Source organism: Photobacterium kishitanii (genome assembly GCF_000613045.3).
GTDB classification, from domain to species: Bacteria; Pseudomonadota; Gammaproteobacteria; order Enterobacterales; family Vibrionaceae; genus Photobacterium; species Photobacterium kishitanii.
This window is the reverse complement of sequence record NZ_LN794352.1, coordinates 1,037,915-1,056,311: the sequence shown is the minus strand read 5'-3', so window position 1 is coordinate 1,056,311 and position 18,397 is coordinate 1,037,915. Positions and strand designations below refer to the sequence as shown.

General features: G+C 40.1%; 16 protein-coding genes. 10 read left to right on the top strand and 6 right to left on the bottom strand.

The features are described from left to right. Positions 1-93: 93 nt before the first annotated feature. Positions 94-987, top strand: coding sequence for a uridine diphosphate-N-acetylglucosamine-binding protein YvcK (gene yvcK / locus PPBDW_RS05245; RefSeq protein WP_036793853.1), 894 nt, complete (start codon positions 94-96; stop codon positions 985-987). Here yvcK and PPBDW_RS05240 read toward each other — a convergent pair. The 4 genes from PPBDW_RS05240 to pepE form a co-directional block, all read right to left on the bottom strand. Then, positions 949-1,308: an Hpt domain-containing protein gene (locus tag PPBDW_RS05240; protein WP_036793852.1), complete on the bottom strand. Its 360-nt coding sequence runs from the start codon at positions 1,306-1,308 to the stop codon at positions 949-951. The genes yvcK and PPBDW_RS05240 overlap by 39 nt on opposite strands. Continuing rightward, the gene (gene luxO, locus PPBDW_RS05235; RefSeq protein ID WP_036793851.1) at positions 1,308-2,756 is read right to left on the bottom strand and encodes a quorum-sensing sigma-54 dependent transcriptional regulator LuxO; all 1,449 of its coding nucleotides are present in this window, start codon (positions 2,754-2,756) and stop codon (positions 1,308-1,310) included. The genes PPBDW_RS05240 and luxO overlap by 1 nt, the downstream gene beginning before the upstream one ends. Positions 2,757-3,129: 373 nt before the next feature. Next, positions 3,130-5,157: an excinuclease ABC subunit UvrB gene (gene uvrB / locus PPBDW_RS05230; RefSeq protein ID WP_036793850.1), complete on the bottom strand. Its 2,028-nt coding sequence runs from the start codon at positions 5,155-5,157 to the stop codon at positions 3,130-3,132. A gap of 570 nt (positions 5,158-5,727) precedes the next feature. Then, positions 5,728-6,465, bottom strand: coding sequence for a dipeptidase PepE (gene pepE, locus PPBDW_RS05225; RefSeq protein WP_036793849.1), 738 nt, complete (start codon positions 6,463-6,465; stop codon positions 5,728-5,730). A gap of 407 nt (positions 6,466-6,872) precedes the next feature. On the opposite strand from pepE, the gene rsxA reads away from it, so the two are divergent. From rsxA to nth, 7 genes are all read left to right on the top strand, one after another. Continuing rightward, positions 6,873-7,454 carry an electron transport complex subunit RsxA gene (rsxA, locus tag PPBDW_RS05220; protein ID WP_036793848.1) on the top strand — a complete coding sequence of 194 codons (582 nt, stop codon included), beginning with the start codon at positions 6,873-6,875 and terminating at the stop codon, positions 7,452-7,454. Continuing rightward, positions 7,454-8,038: an electron transport complex subunit RsxB gene (gene rsxB, locus PPBDW_RS05215; RefSeq protein WP_036793847.1), complete on the top strand. Its 585-nt coding sequence runs from the start codon at positions 7,454-7,456 to the stop codon at positions 8,036-8,038. The genes rsxA and rsxB overlap by 1 nt, the downstream gene beginning before the upstream one ends. A gap of 2 nt (positions 8,039-8,040) precedes the next feature. Beyond that, positions 8,041-11,016, top strand: coding sequence for an electron transport complex subunit RsxC (gene rsxC / locus PPBDW_RS05210; RefSeq protein WP_036793846.1), 2,976 nt, complete (start codon positions 8,041-8,043; stop codon positions 11,014-11,016). Between the two features lie 2 nt (positions 11,017-11,018). Beyond that, on the top strand, positions 11,019-12,065 hold the full coding sequence (gene rsxD / locus PPBDW_RS05205; RefSeq protein ID WP_036793844.1) for an electron transport complex subunit RsxD: 1,047 nt from the start codon (positions 11,019-11,021) through the stop codon (positions 12,063-12,065). A 14-nt stretch (positions 12,066-12,079) separates the two neighbouring features. Then, a complete protein-coding gene (rsxG, locus tag PPBDW_RS05200; RefSeq protein WP_036796293.1) occupies positions 12,080-12,712 on the top strand; it encodes an electron transport complex subunit RsxG in 633 nt (210 codons plus the stop codon). A gap of 2 nt (positions 12,713-12,714) precedes the next feature. Further along, positions 12,715-13,419, top strand: a complete 705-nt coding sequence (locus PPBDW_RS05195) for an electron transport complex subunit E (protein ID WP_036793842.1) — start codon at positions 12,715-12,717, stop codon at positions 13,417-13,419. Positions 13,420-13,570: 151 nt separating this feature from the next. Further along, on the top strand, positions 13,571-14,206 hold the full coding sequence (nth, locus tag PPBDW_RS05190; protein WP_036793840.1) for an endonuclease III: 636 nt from the start codon (positions 13,571-13,573) through the stop codon (positions 14,204-14,206). Positions 14,207-14,297: 91 nt separating this feature from the next. On the opposite strand, the gene PPBDW_RS05185 is transcribed toward nth, so the two are convergent. Continuing rightward, positions 14,298-14,747 (bottom strand): hypothetical protein, encoded by a 450-nt coding sequence (locus PPBDW_RS05185; protein WP_036793837.1) that lies wholly within the window; start codon positions 14,745-14,747, stop codon positions 14,298-14,300. Between the two features lie 94 nt (positions 14,748-14,841). Beyond that, on the bottom strand, positions 14,842-15,738 hold the full coding sequence (gene motY / locus PPBDW_RS05180; RefSeq protein ID WP_054261991.1) for a flagellar protein MotY: 897 nt from the start codon (positions 15,736-15,738) through the stop codon (positions 14,842-14,844). Between the two features lie 202 nt (positions 15,739-15,940). On the opposite strand from motY, the gene rnt reads away from it, so the two are divergent. Both rnt and PPBDW_RS05170 read left to right on the top strand, forming a co-directional pair. Beyond that, entirely contained in the window at positions 15,941-16,606 is a 666-nt protein-coding gene (rnt, locus tag PPBDW_RS05175; protein WP_036793834.1) for a ribonuclease T, read from the top strand. A 179-nt stretch (positions 16,607-16,785) separates the two neighbouring features. After that, positions 16,786-18,078 (top strand): outer membrane protein transport protein, encoded by a 1,293-nt coding sequence (locus PPBDW_RS05170; protein ID WP_036793832.1) that lies wholly within the window; start codon positions 16,786-16,788, stop codon positions 18,076-18,078. Positions 18,079-18,397: the final 319 nt, after the last annotated feature.

Sequence of the window (18,397 nt, the reverse complement as noted above, 5' to 3'; positions counted from 1 at the left end):
TTACTCATGTTTAAATGAATATTAACCAATAAATGCACTAACGCGTATCATTTGTTAAAATATATTCATAAAATAATAATTAGAACAAATATTATGTCTACAAAGAGTACAACAACACGTATTGTTGCTATTGGTGGCGGTCATGGACTAGGTCGTGTTTTATCATCCCTATCCGATTATGGTTCACAAGTAACAGGCGTAGTAACAACAACGGATAACGGTGGCTCTACGGGTCGTATTCGCGCTTGTCAGGGAGGAATTGCATGGGGAGATATGCGTAATTGCATTAATCAATTAATTACAGAACCATCAATTGGCTCCATGATTTTTGAATATCGTTTTCGAGGTAATGGCGAACTTAATGGCCATAACTTAGGTAACTTGATGCTGACAGCACTTGATAATCTTTGTATTCGCCCTCTTGATGCCATTAATCTTATTCGCGATATGCTGCACGTGAAGCCGCATATTATTCCGATGTCTGAGCACCCTTCTGATTTAGCAGCAATCACTTACGATGGTAAAATCATTAATGGTGAAACCAGTGTTGATGAATTAGCTGAAATTCCGAAACGACTTTATTTAGAACCAGCCGTACCTGCAACTAAAGAAGCAGTAAATGCTATTATGGAAGCAGATATCATCCTCTTAGGTCCTGGCAGTTTTTTAACCAGCATTATGCCAGTATTACTGCTGCGTGAGATCGAGCAAGCATTGAAAGTAAGTACGGCAAAGATTGCTTTTATTACCAATCTAGATAAAGAAAAAGGCCCAGCCGGAGAGATGAGCCTTGAAACCATGTTACATTGGTGCGAACGTGCAATGGCTGGAAGAATAATTGATACTATTATTACTGATGAACATCAGCCACAGCTCGCACCTCATTATCAACAAATGGTATTAGATTTAGCCTCTAATAATCATGAATGGCGCCATGACCGTAACAAATTAAAGCATGCGGTTGATCGTCTCATTACTACCTGCTAATTGCTTATATTCTACTGCCATCCCTTCGACCATTTGTCTAAATTGAGGCAAATGGTCAATCATCCAGTCATCTTGACCTTGTCTAACTCGGTATTCACATTCTTGTGCCATTAATGCCAAATTATCTGCGCCAAAACTTGCTGCACTACTTTTAATAGCGTGACTAATTTCTCCGATTTGATTTACTGATGGCTGACTTGATAGTTTTTGAAAATACTGCTCAAGTTCATCACTAAATACATTCAGTAGTATCACTACTGTTTCTGCACCGACCTCATCAGCCAATCTTTTCAATGTTTCAGCATTTATATTGGTTGCCATTAATCAATCTCCCTACTACCCGCAGTCTCTTGCCAAGTTTGTAACTTACGATAAATTGTCGATGGACTGACTTCTAATAATCCAGCAGCGCGAGGAATATTACCGTCACAAGCATCAATTGCCCATTGAATAGCGCGTTTTTCTACTATCCAAAGTGGTTCAATCTTATCTTTCTGTATTTCATCAACAAATGACGTACTCACTGTCGATGTTAACGTATTCAACTGTGGATAGATCGACATAGGAGATGCAAGTTCTGCACCAAAGATAGCATTTATTGGAGGGGGTACCATCTCTTTAGTCACTTCTTCTGCAGTATTTAATACGACAATATTACGAATAATATTTTGCAGTTCACGTACGTTACCAGGCCAAGAGTAGGACTCAAGTAATTGTAAGACCTCTTTTGAGAAACGACTAAAATTTTTACCTTCCTCTAACGACATTAACCCAAGCAATGCATGGGCAATTTCTATTATATCGTCACCACGATCACGCAAAGGTGGTAACGTAATCGGTATTACATGCAGCCGATAATAAAGATCCTCTCGAAAGCGTCCCTCTTGTACTTCTTGCCATGGATTCCTGTTCGTGGCACAAACAAAACGTACATCGACTCGAGATGTTTTTGATGAACCGACTTTTTGGTATGTTCCTGTTTGAATAAAGCGCAACAATTTACTTTGTAAGTCCAAATCCATTTCACAAAGCTCATCCAACATTAAGGTGCCATGATGTGCCATTTCTACCGCACCTTGACGCTCTGTAGATGCACCAGTAAATGCGCCTTTTACATGACCAAATAATTCACTTTCAATCAACTCTTTAGGGATCGCAGCACAATTTAAAGCAATAAATGGTTTATCGTGTCTAGGACTCGCGGCATGAATAGCCTCTGCACATACTTCTTTACCCGTTCCACTTTCACCCGTAATAAATACCGTGGCTTTACTTGATGCTGCTGATTCAATAACACGATAAACGGCTTGCATGGGTAAACTGTTACCAATAAACCCTTGATATTGCGCGCCATCAGATTGTTTAGAAGGAGTATTAGGCGATGATTTAGTATTACCTTTAAATACATTATTAACTGTTATTCGTAGGCGATCAGCTTCACAAGGTTTAATTAAAAAATCTTGAGCTCCTTGTCGAATAGCATCAACTGCAATATCGATTGACCCGTGGGCTGTCATAATAACGATAGGAATATTGCCGTGTTGTTGTCGAACTTGTTGTAATACCTCCATGCCTGTCATGTCTGGTAAACGAAGATCTAATAAAATTAAATCTGGAATAATATCTTTTACAAAACTAAGTGCTTCTTTACCTGTCCCCACAATACTAACATTGAGTCCGAGGGGGTTTAGATAAGATTTATATAAGGCAGCCACTGACGCAGTATCTTCAACCATTAACACTTGGCGTTGTCGTGTAATGCTTTCCATCGCTCCTCCAAAAACGAACCCCTTAAACTAATTGTAATCAATACAACAGAAACTGGGTTCCTAATTTGTATTTTTTATATTATGCCAGATAGCCTTGCATAATGATTCGCATTTTGCGAAACCATTCGTTTTATGCACATCTAAAACGATAAATAAAGACAACAAATTCAGTATAACTCCACAAAAAAAGCCTAATATATGGACTTGAAAAAGTTGGCACAGAGTATGCTATATAAATAGTGACTCTTATCTTAGGGGTCAACCTAGCCAACTGACGTTGTTTGTGGATTCTTTCACGTAACAATGAAGCCAACCGAACCTCTTTATCGGCTGGCTTTTTTTTTATCTCAACATTCAATCTAAAGACATTTGATTAACTATTAGCAATAAACTGTTGCCTTAATTGATGAATTTTGTCTCGCGTATCAGCAGCTTGTTCAAACTCTAAGTTTTGTGCAAAATCATACATCTGTTTTTCTAAACGCTGAATTTCAAGCTCTAATTGCTGTGGTGTTAATACCGAATAGGTCCCTTTCGATTCAGCCACTTTGTGCAAATCAGCCGCTTTATTACGTGATTTTGAACGTCCACTTGGTGCACCGAGTTCTAATAAATCACCAATTTTCTTATTCAATTTTTGAGGAATGATATTGTGTTCTAAATTATAAATAATTTGCTTTTCACGACGACGTTGAGTTTCATTAATTGCACGTTCCATGGAGCCAGTAATACGGTCACCATATAAAATAGCTTTACCTTCAATATTACGTGCAGCACGCCCCATCGTCTGAATCAAAGATCGTTCTGAACGTAAAAAGCCTTCTTTATCCGCATCTAAAATAGCCACTAAAGAGACTTCTGGTATATCTAACCCTTCCCGCAATAGGTTAATCCCCACCAGCACATCAAACTTACCTAAACGTAAATCACGAATAATTTCAACTCGTTCAACTGTATCAATATCAGAATGAAGATAACGTACTTTCACGCCATGTTCGGTTAAATATTCAGTCAAATCTTCTGACATCCGCTTAGTCAGTGTCGTCACTAATACCCGTTCTTGTTTTGCCGAACGAATATGAATTTCAGATAATAAATCATCAACTTGGGTTGCAACGGGTCTTACTTCAATTTCAGGATCGAGCAAACCTGTCGGACGTACTACTTGCTCTGCAATATCGCCACCCGACTTTTCAATTTCATAATTACCTGGTGTCGCAGAAACATAGATAGTTTGTGGTGCTAAAGACTCAAACTCCTCAAACTTCATTGGTCGATTATCAAGAGCCGAAGGTAATCGAAAACCATATTCAACCAAATTTTCTTTACGCGAACGATCGCCGCGGAACATCGCACCAATTTGAGAAACAGTAACGTGTGATTCATCAATAATTAATAAACCATCAGCGGGAAGATAATCAAACAATGTTGGTGGTGGCTCACCCTCGGTACGTCCACTCAAATAACGTGAATAGTTTTCAATACCAGAACAAAAACCGAGTTCATTCATCATTTCAATATCGAACTGAGTCCGCTGAGAAATGCGTTGTTCTTCAACTAATTTATTATTATCCAATAATTGTTGCTTACGCTGGGTTAGCTCCAACTTAATCCCCTCGATAGCGTCTAATATTTTTTCTCTTGGCGTTACATAGTGAGTTTTAGGATAAATAGTTGTACGTGCTAAATTACGTTGAATTATGGCACCGGTAAGCGGATCAAATGATGAAATAACTTCCACTTCGCCATCAAACAACTCAAGTCGAATAGCTTCTTTTTCTGATTCTGCCGGAAAAATATCAATAACTTCCCCACGAACACGGAACGTACCACGTTCAAAAACAGCATCATTACGTTTATATTGAAGTTCAGCTAAACGGCGTAGAATATCACGTTGATCAAGCACATCACCTCGACGTACGTGGAGCATCATTTTCAAATAGGATTCAGGATCACCTAAACCATATATAGCGGAAACTGAGGCGATAATAATAACATCACGTCGTTCCATTAATGCTTTAGTTGCTGATAGCCGCATTTGTTCGATATGAGCATTTACCGACGCATCTTTTTCAATAAAAGTATCAGTGGTAGGTACATAAGCTTCAGGTTGGTAATAATCGTAATAAGAGACAAAATACTCAACCGCATTATCGGGGAAAAAATCCCTCATTTCGCCATATAACTGCGCAGCTAAGGTTTTATTAGGCGCCATAATAAGAGTGGGACGATTGGCTTGAGCAATGACATTTGCAATCGTAAATGTTTTCCCAGATCCCGTAACCCCAAGCAACGTTTGTTGTGCGAGACCAGAATCTAATCCATCCATTAATTGTTCTATTGCTGTGGGTTGATCACCCGCTGGAGAATAATCAGATACAAGGTTAAACAGCTTACTCATTACATATATCCGTAATAACAATACTGTCTATCATTGTGAGCACCCACTCAATAATGTCAATACTGGTTTGGATAAGTTAGCGCATACTGAAGGTGTGGCTTGTTACACAAAAAACACTTTTTAATTATATTACGTTATAAATATTCAACAGATCTCATCACCTTTATCACCAGATGCGTATTTTTTGCTTCTTTAATTGCGCTACCTTATTAGTAAGATTCATTAGTAAAACGTTAATATCATCCACAGCTTTTCCAAAAGCATATAGTCTTTAACATCACCCTACAGATAGTTATTTTCATTCATTATTGGTCACAAAATTATATTTATTTCCTCTAATAACACTTTATTAGCGTTACTTATAGAGTCACGGCTATCATTAGAAACCTTATCAACATCAATCTAAAAAATAACTCACCCCAGTATAGTTATCCACAGAAATTGTGGACAACAGCCAAAAAGCCTTGTCATTAGGCGCTTCTTAAAAATCAAGTCTTTTTTATCTAAATTAAAAAAAAGCCAACCAAAATGGCCAGCCTTTTATTTGTATCAATTGTTACCATCAAAAGCTTAGTAATTAAGATCCATTAAGAACTGCACATCATCTCCTGGTTGGTAATACATTGGTTCATTACCATATCTGAAGAACTTTAATGGTTTACCGTTAGCTGCATGATAACTAATGTTATTATCCGTTATAGCTAACCATGTACCTTCAGGAATACCTATCACTGGCTCATGTTTATTTACTTCAAGAAACTCTTCAATACGTTCATCTCGGGTTTCGCCCATATGACCTTCAACAGATGCTTCTAAGTAATGGGGATTTATTTGGAACGGCACAAAATTTAATGACGATAAAATAGCGCCTGTGACAATTGGCATATCATTCGTTGTACGAATAGTTGGGCAGGCAATATTAGTACCTGCACTCCAACCAATATAAGCCGTACCTTGTTTTAATACCGCTTTACGAATTGGCCCGACTAAACCTAAATCATGTAAGGTTTTATTTAAAACCCACGTATTACCACCACTCACAATAATACCGTCAGCTTGTTCGATTGCCGCTACCGGATCATCTGCACGGTGAAGACCTGTCGCGATACAATCAAGTCCTAATTTATCAAATGTTGCTTGAACTAATGCAACACGATCATCATGGCTTGAACGAATAACAGCGTATGGGATCACGACAAAATGCTTAGCCCCAGTACGTTTTACTTGCTCAATAATTGCATCAGCTGCAAATTCCATTACATGGGTATTACCTGCAATTTTACCGTTACTAAGTAATAAAATATCCATTGTTCCATCCTATAAACTTATGTTTATTCTTTATACGTGTCATCACTAACACTATTTATATTTAATTCGGTTACATCAAACGCATAATTAGCTAAATTTACAACCGACAAAATCACAATTTAAAAAACTCTAACAAAAAGTAACTATCAATTGATGACTTTCACCAGATTGATTACCTAATTAAAACACCTACCACACAATAGCAGTTCAAAACAAACACATTTAATCAACAACTCAATCTTAAAAATAAGGCTAAAATAAGAATTACATTTAACTAAAATCTTATTTTTCAATCAACTAGCAAAATTAAATACTATTAATAGGTAAAACCCTACCCTGGAGGAGTTGTTATAGGACACACAAAATCAGATAATGTGAAGATCTCTTGCAATGATAATGAACTCGGTATGACTGAATACCTGTTACTCCTCATCGGGACAGTGTTGGTTAACAACTTTGTACTCGTTAAATTCTTAGGTTTATGTCCTTTTATGGGCGTGTCTAAGAAACTAGAAACAGCAATCGGAATGGGCTTAGCAACAACATTTGTGCTAACCCTTGCTTCTGTGTGCGCGTATCTTGTCGAAACCTACATTTTGGTACCATTAGGTATCCAATATCTACGCACTCTTAGTTTTATACTCGTGATAGCGGTTGTAGTGCAATTTACCGAAATGGTCGTGCATAAAACTAGCCCAACCCTTTATCGTTTATTGGGTATTTTCCTGCCTTTAATTACCACTAACTGTGCAGTATTGGGTGTCGCTTTATTAAATACCAATGAGCACCATAACTTCATTCAATCCGTTATTTATGGCTTTGGTGCTGCAGTGGGCTTCTCATTGGTATTAGTATTGTTCGCTTCTATGCGTGAACGTATTGCTGCTGCTGATGTACCAGCACCGTTTAAAGGTGCATCGATTGCAATGATCACAGCAGGGCTTATGTCTCTTGCCTTTATGGGCTTTACTGGATTGGTGAAATTGTAATGAGCGGAATCTTAATTGCTGCCATTGTGCTCGCGGTTTTAGCTGCAATATTTGGCATTATTTTAGGTTTTGCTTCAGTACGTTTCAAAGTTGAAGCCGATCCGATTGTTGAGCAAATTGATGCTATTTTACCGCAAACACAATGTGGTCAATGTGGCTATCCTGGTTGCCGCCCTTATGCCGAAGCAATAGCGAATGGTGAAATCATTAATAAATGCCCACCTGGCGGCCAAGCAACCATTGAAAAACTGGCTGATTTGATGGGTGTCGAAGTGCCTCAGGCTTCTGACGAAGTAACCAACAGCATTAAGAAAGTTGCTTTTATTCATGAAGATATGTGTATTGGATGCACTAAGTGTATTCAAGCATGTCCGGTTGATGCAATTGTTGGTGGCACAAAAGCAATGCACACGGTAATAAAAGACGAATGTACAGGCTGCGACCTTTGTGTTTCTCCTTGTCCTACAGACTGTATTGAAATGATCCCAGTTGAAGAAACACCAGATAACTGGAAATGGCAACTCAACCAAATACCGGTTGTTAATATTGCTGCGACAGCGAATGTAGAAAAGGTTAAGCCGTAGTCATGCTCTCAATTATTGAACAAATTAAACAAGGTAAGCTATGGGATTTCCATGGCGGTATTCATCCAGCTGAAAACAAAGAATTGTCAAGTAAGCAGCCAATCAAAGCCGCGGGCATTCCTCATGAATTAGTCTTACCTTTAAAACAACATATCGGCTCTCGTGGCGACATTATCGTCAATATCGGTGATCACGTACTGAAAGGTCAACCACTAACGCAAGGTGATATTGCGATGTGTGTGCCTATTCACGCGCCGAGCTCGGGTACTATCACTGCGATAGAGCAACGTACCACCGCTCACCCTTCTGGTTTAACTGATCTGGCTATTGTTATCTCAACCGACAATCAAGATACTTGGTGTCGTGGCAAACAATATCCTGATTATCAAGATCGTGATCCTGCTGAACTTATTGAAGCTATTCGTCTTGCTGGTATTGCAGGCTTAGGCGGCGCAGGTTTTCCTACTGCACGTAAACTTCAAGGTGGTTTAGGTAACGTTGATATTTTAATTATCAATGCAGCTGAATGTGAACCTTATATCACCGCTGATGACAGATTAATGCAAGACTATGCCGATGAAGTCATTGAAGGTATTCGTATTTTACGTCATATCATCGCGCCTAAATTAACCATCATTGGTATTGAAGATAATAAACCTGACGCCATTAAGGCATTAGAAGCCTGTGTCAGCGACGATGATAATATTATTATTCGCGTGATTCCGACCAAATATCCATCAGGCAGCTCCAAACAATTAGTTAAGATCTTAACTGGCCGCGAAGTACCAAGCCAAGCACGTTCAACCTCAATTGGGGTTATTATGCAAAACGTAGGTACCGCTTTTGCTATTAAACGTGCGATTGTGAACGGTGAGCCATTAATTGAACGCGTAGTAACATTAACGGGGGAAGCTTTTAAACAACGCGGCAATGTGTTTGCGTTACTAGGAACCCCAATTGCGTACTTGCTTGAGAAATTTGGCTATCAAGCCGATAAAAAATATCCGCGAGTAATTATTGGTGGCTCATTAATGGGCTTTACTCTGCCACATGCAAATGTCCCAATAACTAAAATTACTAACTGTATTTTAACGCCTAAACGTAAAGAATTACCGTTACATACCTATGAAATGGCTTGTATTCGCTGCTCTGCATGTGCTGATGCTTGTCCTGCTTCATTATTACCGCAACAATTACAATGGTATGCCAAAGATAAAAACTACGACAAATGTGAAGAATATAATTTAAGTGACTGCATTGAATGCGGCGCTTGTGCTTATGTTTGTCCGAGTGAAATTCCGTTAGTACAGTATTACCGCCAAGCTAAAGCTGAAATTTGGGAACGTAAACAAGACGAAATGAGCGCGGAACGTGCTCGGCAGCGTTTCGAAGCCAAACAACAGCGGATGGAACGCGATAAAGCTGAACGTGAAAACCGCTTTGCTAAAGCAGCAACCGATCGTCGCCAGCAAATGGCAACAACAGGTGGTGACGATGCCGTTGCAGCGGCTATCGCCCGTGTTAAAGCTAAACAAGCAGCCGCAACCGACACTGCACCTGCAGCGGTTAAACCCGCGGTAGCCGCAGCGATAGCAAAAGCAAAAGCCAGACAAGCAGCTTCTGTATCAGAAGCAAATGCAGTACCAGATAACAGCGAGATGGCAGCACTGCGAAAACAACGTAAACTGCAAGCTCGCGAACAAAAAGCGGCTAAACATGCAGAGTTAATGCAGCAACAAACTGATGCTGATCAACCTGCAGAGCAAGTAACAGATAAAAAAGATGCTGTCGCCGCAGCCGTTACACGTGCTAAAGCTCGTAAAGCTGCTCAGCAAGCACAATCAACACCAGACGCTCAGCCTACCGCTGAAGTGAACACTGACGTTGAAAGCGATCCTAAAAAAGCCGCGGTCGCCGCAGCCGTCGCACGTGCTAAAGCACGTAAAGCTACCCAGCAAGCACAATCAACACCAGACGCTCAGCCTACCGCTGAAGTGAACACTGACGTTGAAAGCGATCCTAAAAAAGCGGCGGTTGCCGCAGCAGTAGCACGCGCTAAAGCTCGTAAAGCGGCTCAGCAAGCACAATCAGCGCCAGACACTCAGCCTACCGCTGAAGTGAACACTGACGTTGAAAGCGATCCTAAAAAAGCCGCGGTTGCCGCAGCCGTCGCTCGTGCTAAAGCTCGTAAAGCGGCTCAGCAAGCACAATCAGCGCCAGACACTCAACCTACCGCTGAAGTGAACACTGACGTTGAAAGCGATCCTAAAAAAGCCGCCGTTGCCGCAGCCGTCGCTCGTGCTAAAGCTCGTAAAGCTGCCCAGCAAGCACAATCAACACCAGATGCTCAGCCTACCGCTGAAATGAACACTGATGTTGAAAGCGATCCTAAAAAAGCCGCGGTCGCCGCAGCAGTCGCTCGTGCTAAAGCTCGTAAAGCGGCCCAGCAAGCACAATCAACACCAGACGCTCAGCCTACAGTTGAAGTGAACACTGACGTTGAAAGCGATCCTAAAAAAGCCGCGGTCGCCGCAGCAGTCGCTCGTGCTAAAGCCCGTAAAGCGGCCCAGCAAGCACAATCAGCGCCAGACACTCAGCCTACCGCTGAAATGAACACTGCCGTTGAAAGCGATCCTAAAAAAGCCGCAGTTGCCGCAGCAGTGGCACGTGCTAAAGCCCGTAAAGCGGCTCAGCAAGCACAATCAGCGCCAGACGCTCAGCCTACCGCTGAAATGAACACTGCCGTTGAAAGCGATCCTAAAAAAGCCGCAGTTGCCGCAGCAGTGGCACGTGCTAAAGCCCGTAAAGCGGCTCAACAAGCACAATCAGCGCCAGACGCTCAGCCTACAGCTGAAGTGAACACTGCCGTTGAAAGCGATCCCAAAAAAGCCGCGGTTGCCGCAGCAGTGGCACGCGCTAAAGCACGTAAAGCTGCCCAGCTTGCGAATAAAGTACAACCTAACATCGAGGAAGAATAATCGTGGCTTTTAATATTGCCAGTTCACCCCATGCACATAACCGTCGTAGTACGAGTGCAATCATGCGTACGGTTATTTTATGTGCGATTTTTGGTGTTATTGCTCAATGCTATTTTTTTGGTCTCGGCACGCTGATCCAAATTGTTTTCGCATCAATATGCGCGATTGTATTTGAAGCTATTGTATTAAAATTACGCAAGCGTCCATTAGCGCCCTACTTACGTGACAATACCGCATTGTTAACTGGCGTATTGATTGGTATTTCAATTCCACCATTAGCACCATGGTGGATCACCGTGATTGGAGTATTCTTCGCTATCGTGATTGCAAAACACCTCTATGGTGGCATGGGACAAAACTTGTTTAACCCAGCCATGGTTGCTTATGTGGTGTTACTAATATCCTTCCCTGTTCAGATGACAACCTGGTTACCACCAATATCATTAAGTGCTAATCCAGTTACCTTTATGGATAGTCTATCGGCCATTTTCACTGGCTTCACGCCTGATGGTTTCAGCGTCCAACAACTAAAAATGTCAGTCGATGGCTATACGATGGCAACACCATTAGATACGCTAAAAACATCGTTAAAAACAGGTATGACAGTTGCGGAAGCAATGAAGCAACCGGTGTATGGTACGCTGGCTGGTGTGGGTTGGGAGTGGGTTAATATCGGCTTTTTATTAGGTGGTTTACTACTGCTAAAATTACGCGTGATTCAATGGCATATCCCTGTTGCAATGTTAGCGTCATTATTCATTATTAGCAGTATCATCTATGTTATGGATCCAAGTGTTGCAGCCTCACCGTTATTACATATGTTTTCTGGTGCAACTATGCTTGGGGCATTCTTTATTGCAACGGATCCAGTAACTGCATCAACAACCATAAAAGGTCGGCTGATCTTTGGTGCTTTTATCGGGATAATGATCTATCTGATTCGTACTTGGGGCGGCTTCCCTGACGGTGTCGCTTTTGCGGTGTTATTGGGTAACTTATGCGTACCTATTATTGATTACTACACCCGTCCACGCACTTATGGACACTAATAATGAGTATGCCCATGTTTAAATCAATGAAAAAAAACGGTCTGATTCTAGCCGTTTTTGCTTTGCTATCAACAGCACTAGTTTCTCTGACTCACTATTTCACTGCCGATCGTATTTTTGAACAACAGCAGCAACAATTACTGGATACTCTCAACCAAGTTATTCCGGTTACTAGCCATGACAACTTGCTCTATAAAAGCTGTACTTTAGTAAAAAATCTACAATATATCGGCACTAAAACAGCTATGCCTGCTTATATCGCGACTAAAGATGGCAAACCAACAGGGATTGCTATTGAAGGTATTGCACCCGATGGTTATAGCGGTGCGATTAAACTGATTGTCGGACTTGATACGAAAGGCGTTATAACAGGTGTGCGTATTTTAGAGCAGCATGAAACACCAGGACTTGGTGATAAAATTGAAACCTCTGTCAGTGATTGGATCTATAGTTTTACTGGTAAACGCGTTAATGGTGCTAATGATCCTAAATTTCATGTACGTAAAGATGGCGGTGAATTTGATCAATTCACAGGCGCGACTATTACCCCGCGTGCTGTTGTAAAAGCAGTGAAAAATATCTCGTTGTACTGGCAAGATAATCAACAGCAAATTCTGAGCCAGCCACTAGACTGTCCGAGTGAGTAATTATGACCACATCCTATAAAGAGTTGATGAAAAATGGCTTATGGTACAACAACCCAACAGTGGTACAACTGTTAGGTTTATGTCCATTATTAGCGGTATCCTCAACTGCAACTAACGCGCTAGGGTTAGGGCTTGCCACTACTATGGTATTGGTAATGTCTAACTTTACTATTTCTGTCATTCGAAAATGGGTGCCGTCAGAAATACGTATTCCTGTATTCGTAATGATCATTGCCTCATTGGTAACCTGCGTGCAGTTATTGATGAATGCGTATGTTTACGGCTTGTATAAGTCATTAGGTATCTTCATTCCTTTGATTGTAACTAACTGTATTATTATCGGTCGAGCTGAAGCCTTTGCATCTAAAAATAAGCCATTACCTGCTGTTTTAGACGGCTTATGGATGGGGCTAGGCATGACATCAGCCCTGTTTTTACTGGGTGCGATGCGTGAGATTTTAAGTAAAGGCTCATTGTTTGATGGTGCAAACCGCTTATTAGGTGATTGGGCATCAGTACTGCATATTCAAATATTTCATTTTGACAGTAGCTTTTTACTGGCGATGTTACCACCAGGTGCTTTCCTTGGTGTCGGCTTCATGATTGCTGTGAAAAATGTTATTGATAAACATAAAGCCGATAAACAATCAGCGTTAGAACAGCAACAGCCAAAAGTAGAACGTGCTCGTATTACTGATGTTAAGTAATATTGCTGTTGTCATGTACAAATAATAAAACTGGCTTTCGGGCCAGTTTTTACTATTGATATATCTATAATTATAATTGTAACTATTACCGTTCGGTGCTCACCCTCAACAATCATGGTGATATTTACACTACGTTTTGTCAGGAAAGACTATGAATAATCAAAAACGGGTTCAGATATTAGAACGATTACAAGCTGAAAATCCACACCCACAAACTGAACTTCATTGGACAACACCGTTTGAGCTATTAATCTCGGTGTTGCTATCAGCCCAAGCGACTGACGTCAGTGTCAACAAAGCCACAGATAAGCTTTACCCTATCGCTAATACGCCCCAAGCTATCTTTGATCTTGGGGTTGATGGTGTTAAACAATATATAAAAACCATTGGGTTATTTAATTCTAAAGCTGAAAACGTCATCAAAACTTGCCGTATTTTACTCGATAAACATCAGGGTGAAATTCCTGAAAATCGCGAAGCATTAGAAGCGTTACCCGGTGTCGGACGTAAGACTGCAAATGTGGTATTAAACACTGCTTTTGGTTGGCCAACAATTGCTGTTGATACCCATATTTTTCGTGTTTGTAATCGCACCAAATTTGCTATGGGAAAAAATGTTGAACAAGTAGAAGAAAAACTGCTAAAAGTAGTACCCGCTGCGTTTAAAGTTGATGTCCACCACTGGCTTATTTTGCATGGACGCTATACTTGTATTGCACGTAAACCCCGCTGTGGTAGCTGTATTATTGAAGACTTGTGTGAATATAAAGACAAAGTAGAAATCTAAAATTAACACAGTCAGTTAAGAGTAATAAATGTCACGACAATAAAAAAGGAGCATCAATATGCTCCTTTTTTTAATATTTATTATCAATTAATTACAATGGCTGACAGTCAATATTAAAGCCGTTTTGTTTACGCTTAGCTGCTAGCTCTGCCGCACCTTTCGCTAACCCTTGCAATAATTCATCACGCTGTTGAGGTGATATTTTTTTACCACTGGCATCTAACGATTGTTGTAATTCTATTTGTGCTTTTTGCTTATCGTCTTGCAAATAACTTTCTTGGGCTAATGCGATATAGGCCATACTTCGTGCTAAAGGCTGACCTTCATGTCCAAGTGCTTGTAATGCGGTAGCAGCCCCAGGCTTACACTGTTGCTGATTCTTTATCGCTTCCGCAACTGGTTTCAAATTAGCTTTAACTACTTTGTTTAACACCTCTTTAGTGGTATCTGTCGCCGCTTTTTCAACACCCGTTGTACACATTTTAATGCCAAGAATAGCAACGATAATAATCACGATACCAATGAGCAAACGCTTATTCATACCCAAGTCCTTATTCAATAATTAACTTCACCATCATAAAACGTTATCAGTAATATAATGTCAACGGAGGATTAACATTGCAATAATAAACAACTTATACTTCACTACGTCCTAACGAAATAACGACTCGACGGTTTTGATTGCGACCAACAGGGGTTGAATTATCAGCAATCGGACGCCGCTTACCGTGCGCCTCTACTTGAATTCGGTTTTCGGGCAAACCTAAGCCTTTAAAGTAACTTTCGATTTTAGCGGCTCGTTGCTCAGATAAACGTAATCCTTCCGTTGTACCCTGTGCTGAATCACTATAGGCAGCCACTAATACTAAATCTATATCATCAGAATAACGCACATAATCCGCAATTTGCGCCAATCGCTTTTGCGACATATTATTCAATTCATCACTGTCGGACTTATAGTGCAAAATAGTAAATGCTATATCATCAAAGCTAAATGGCATTAAATTATTCAGACATTGACTAAAGAGTTGATACGATTTATTAAAATTCACCGCTGACAAACCAACTTCTAACTGACGTTGCTGCTGCACTGGCCAATTTTTATAGTTAAAAGTAGGATTACGTCCATTTTCTAATTCAGCTAACATTCTCCAAGCGGTATTACCTTCAATATAACCATCGAATTGCTTAAAAAACTTTAAATTAACCATCGCATAAGCCGCATCCCCCGGCATCCATGATGGAGGCATCGATGTGAGCTTAACATTACGTGTAGCCCCTAGCTGACGATTCATTTTCAACTCAAAATGAAGGTTTATTTTTTTACTGGAAAAGGCTGAAAATTGCGCATTACCGTAGCCTGGAATGACATGGTTTAGACGACACTCTAAAGGGCTATCAACAACCAACTGCCACTGTGATTGATTTGGTAATGCTAGATAGTTTTTAGCCACCGCTGTCGGCATTATGCACAGCAGGCTCATCACCAATCCAATTCGTAACCAAGGTGTTAGTAATTCAATTGAATTCATTTTATAACCAAACTAAAAGAAAATAATACAACGACGATTACAATGTTATACCTCTATATCGGCATAAATGATGTGAGCTTTAGACTTCTCTTAACCTATCGAATTATCGACTCATCAAATCGAACTTCAGTGGTTTAACAGCAATGAAATTAGGTCGTTAATCTGCCATAATATCTAATCCTATTATTTTGACAGCAGTACTATGAGCCAAGATAACCAATTCAATACCTTAAAAAGTCGCTTTCGCGGCTACTTTCCTGTCGTCATTGACGTTGAAACTGCAGGTTTTAATTCAAAAACAGATGCCTTATTAGAAATTTGTGCTGTCACTTTACAAATGGATGAAGATGGTTGGTTAAAGCCGGCAACGACCATTCACTTTCATGTCGCCCCTTTTGAAGGTGCTATTTTACATAAAGAAGCACTAGAATTTAATGGTATCCGTGACCCATTTAGCCCATTACGCGGTGCGGTATCAGAAGAAGTTGCACTCAAAGAAATTTATAAGCAAATAAGAAAAGAACAAAAAAACACTGACTGTACACGAGCTATCATGGTGGCACATAACGCTACCTTTGATCATAGCTTTGTGATGGCAGCCTCAGAGCGCGCTAAATTGAAACGCAATCCATTCCATCCGTTTGCGACCTTTGATACTGCAGCATTAAGTGGGTTGGCATTTGGACAAACAGTACTTGCCAAAGCTTGCCAAACAGCAGAAATTCCATTTGATAATCGTGAAGCGCACTCTGCTTTATACGACACTGAACGTACTGCAGAACTATTTTGCAAAATCGTCAATAAATGGAAACAGTTAGGTGGTTGGCCACTGTGCACACCTCACACTGAAGAGAATGACGCTGAGTAAACACAGTAACGCCTCACTGTAATGGCAAGCATAAAAGCCCATCATAAATGGGCTTCTTACCAAAATAACAACAAATACTCATAAAATTTAACACATTGCCAATATGGACTTATACTTTCTCTACATAATATTTTTATATTCATACATAGAATATTTTTATTTTGAGAGAGGCAATGTAAATGTTAATAAACAAAACACACCTTACCCTCACAATCATCGCAACCCTTACTTCTCTACACCTACACGCAGCTGGATTTCAATTAAACTCACAATCAGCCACAGGATTAGGACGCGCATTTTCTGGTGATGCGGTTATTGCAGATAATGCATCTGTGATGGCAAAAAACCCAGCCGCCATGACTTTGTTTACCACCCCGGCTTTATCTTTAGGCCTCATTGCTATTAATTCAGATATCAATATTCAAAACACCAGTATCACAACCCCAACACCGGCAGGAATAATGTCATTTCCCGTTGAAAATGCATCTATCGGTGATGTTAGCTATGTACCTAATATTTACTATATCCATCCTGTAAATGAAAATATTGCGCTCGGTGCATCACTCTATTCAAACTTTGGAACCCTAACTAAATTTCCCAATAATTATGGAGGGAATTTACCTGGTACATTGAAAAATAGCGCTGATATTTATGGTGGAACGACAGAAGTTAAAAGTATTAATTTAGGTTTAAGTGCAGCTTATCGGTTTAATACTCAATTTAGTATCGGAGCGGGGATTGATGTTATCTATGGGCACGGTAAATTTACTCGAGGACGTGATTTATCGCCATTGCCTAGTGCACTAACAGGTACAACTAATCTCGTAGACATTGATGCTGATGGCTTTGCCGTCGGTTTCAATCTCGGTACGGTGTATGAAATAAACCAGAACCACCGCTTTGGTTTAAGTTATCGCTATAGCCCAACATTAGAAGCCGACGGTGATATCACTTATATTCCTAATGCATCCCAAGGTAAGCCTTTTAATTTAAACAATGAAAAATTGAAAATCCCATTACCTGATATCATCGAGTTTTCAGGCTTCCACCAACTCACGAATAAATTTGCTTTGCATTACAGTATTCAATGGATAGGTTGGGATAGCTTCACCCAGTTAGAAACGACTGGCAATACCACTATTAAAGAATATCAATGGCAAAATGGTTGGCACTATGCTGTTGGTGGAACTTACGCTTTAAATGAAAAATGGGTTCTACGTGCAGGTTATATGTATGATACCAGTGCTCAAGATCAACTAACTTCAATCTCAGTACCTGATTCGGATCGTAATTGGTTTTCCAGTGGTTTCAGTTACCATCTTAATCCACACGCCAATATCGATTTTGGGATCACTTATTTAACGGGTAAAGATGTTAATGTCACCGAATTGTCTACTGGAGCCCCACAACTGAATGCCACCACCCATGCCGATGCATGGCTATATGGCCTGCAATATAGTCTCACTTTTTAAGTTCCCCCTTTTATACTCTGATTATAAAAGCCGGATGTTAAGCGTAACGTCTGGCTTTTATTTTATAAGTATTTGATAAAAACCGTAAAAGAACGATTATTTTTTAAATAACATCACTTCAATTATAAAGTATTAAAAAATCATTAAAACAACCATAGAGGATTGCTGTCTTAGTGCATTTATTCCTCGACAAATACAAAAAATCAAGCAAACTGTGATTATTGAGATATAGATCTCATTTACCTTATGTTGAATGTTTCATTGATTTTAATAGTAACAACAGAAGCAGCAACACAACCAAACACAACAGACGGATAAA

Bases quoted from the DNA above. Each gene is read 5' to 3' on its own strand.
- nth (WP_036793840.1), top strand. From the start codon at position 13,571: ATGAATAATCAAAAACGGGTTCAGATATTAGAACGATTACAAGCTGAA.
- rsxC (WP_036793846.1), top strand. From the start codon at position 8,041: ATGCTCTCAATTATTGAACAAATTAAACAAGGTAAGCTATGGGATTTC.
- yvcK (WP_036793853.1), top strand. From the start codon at position 94: ATGTCTACAAAGAGTACAACAACACGTATTGTTGCTATTGGTGGCGGT.
- rsxG (WP_036796293.1), top strand. From the start codon at position 12,080: ATGTTTAAATCAATGAAAAAAAACGGTCTGATTCTAGCCGTTTTTGCT.
- rnt (WP_036793834.1), top strand. From the start codon at position 15,941: ATGAGCCAAGATAACCAATTCAATACCTTAAAAAGTCGCTTTCGCGGC.
- luxO (WP_036793851.1), bottom strand. From the start codon at position 2,756: ATGGAAAGCATTACACGACAACGCCAAGTGTTAATGGTTGAAGATACT.
- PPBDW_RS05170 (WP_036793832.1), top strand. From the start codon at position 16,786: ATGTTAATAAACAAAACACACCTTACCCTCACAATCATCGCAACCCTT.
- rsxB (WP_036793847.1), top strand. From the start codon at position 7,454: ATGAGCGGAATCTTAATTGCTGCCATTGTGCTCGCGGTTTTAGCTGCA.
- uvrB (WP_036793850.1), bottom strand. From the start codon at position 5,157: ATGAGTAAGCTGTTTAACCTTGTATCTGATTATTCTCCAGCGGGTGAT.
- pepE (WP_036793849.1), bottom strand. From the start codon at position 6,465: ATGGATATTTTATTACTTAGTAACGGTAAAATTGCAGGTAATACCCAT.
- rsxA (WP_036793848.1), top strand. From the start codon at position 6,873: ATGACTGAATACCTGTTACTCCTCATCGGGACAGTGTTGGTTAACAAC.
- PPBDW_RS05185 (WP_036793837.1), bottom strand. From the start codon at position 14,747: ATGAATAAGCGTTTGCTCATTGGTATCGTGATTATTATCGTTGCTATT.
- motY (WP_054261991.1), bottom strand. From the start codon at position 15,738: ATGAATTCAATTGAATTACTAACACCTTGGTTACGAATTGGATTGGTG.
- PPBDW_RS05240 (WP_036793852.1), bottom strand. From the start codon at position 1,308: ATGGCAACCAATATAAATGCTGAAACATTGAAAAGATTGGCTGATGAG.
- PPBDW_RS05195 (WP_036793842.1), top strand. From the start codon at position 12,715: ATGACCACATCCTATAAAGAGTTGATGAAAAATGGCTTATGGTACAAC.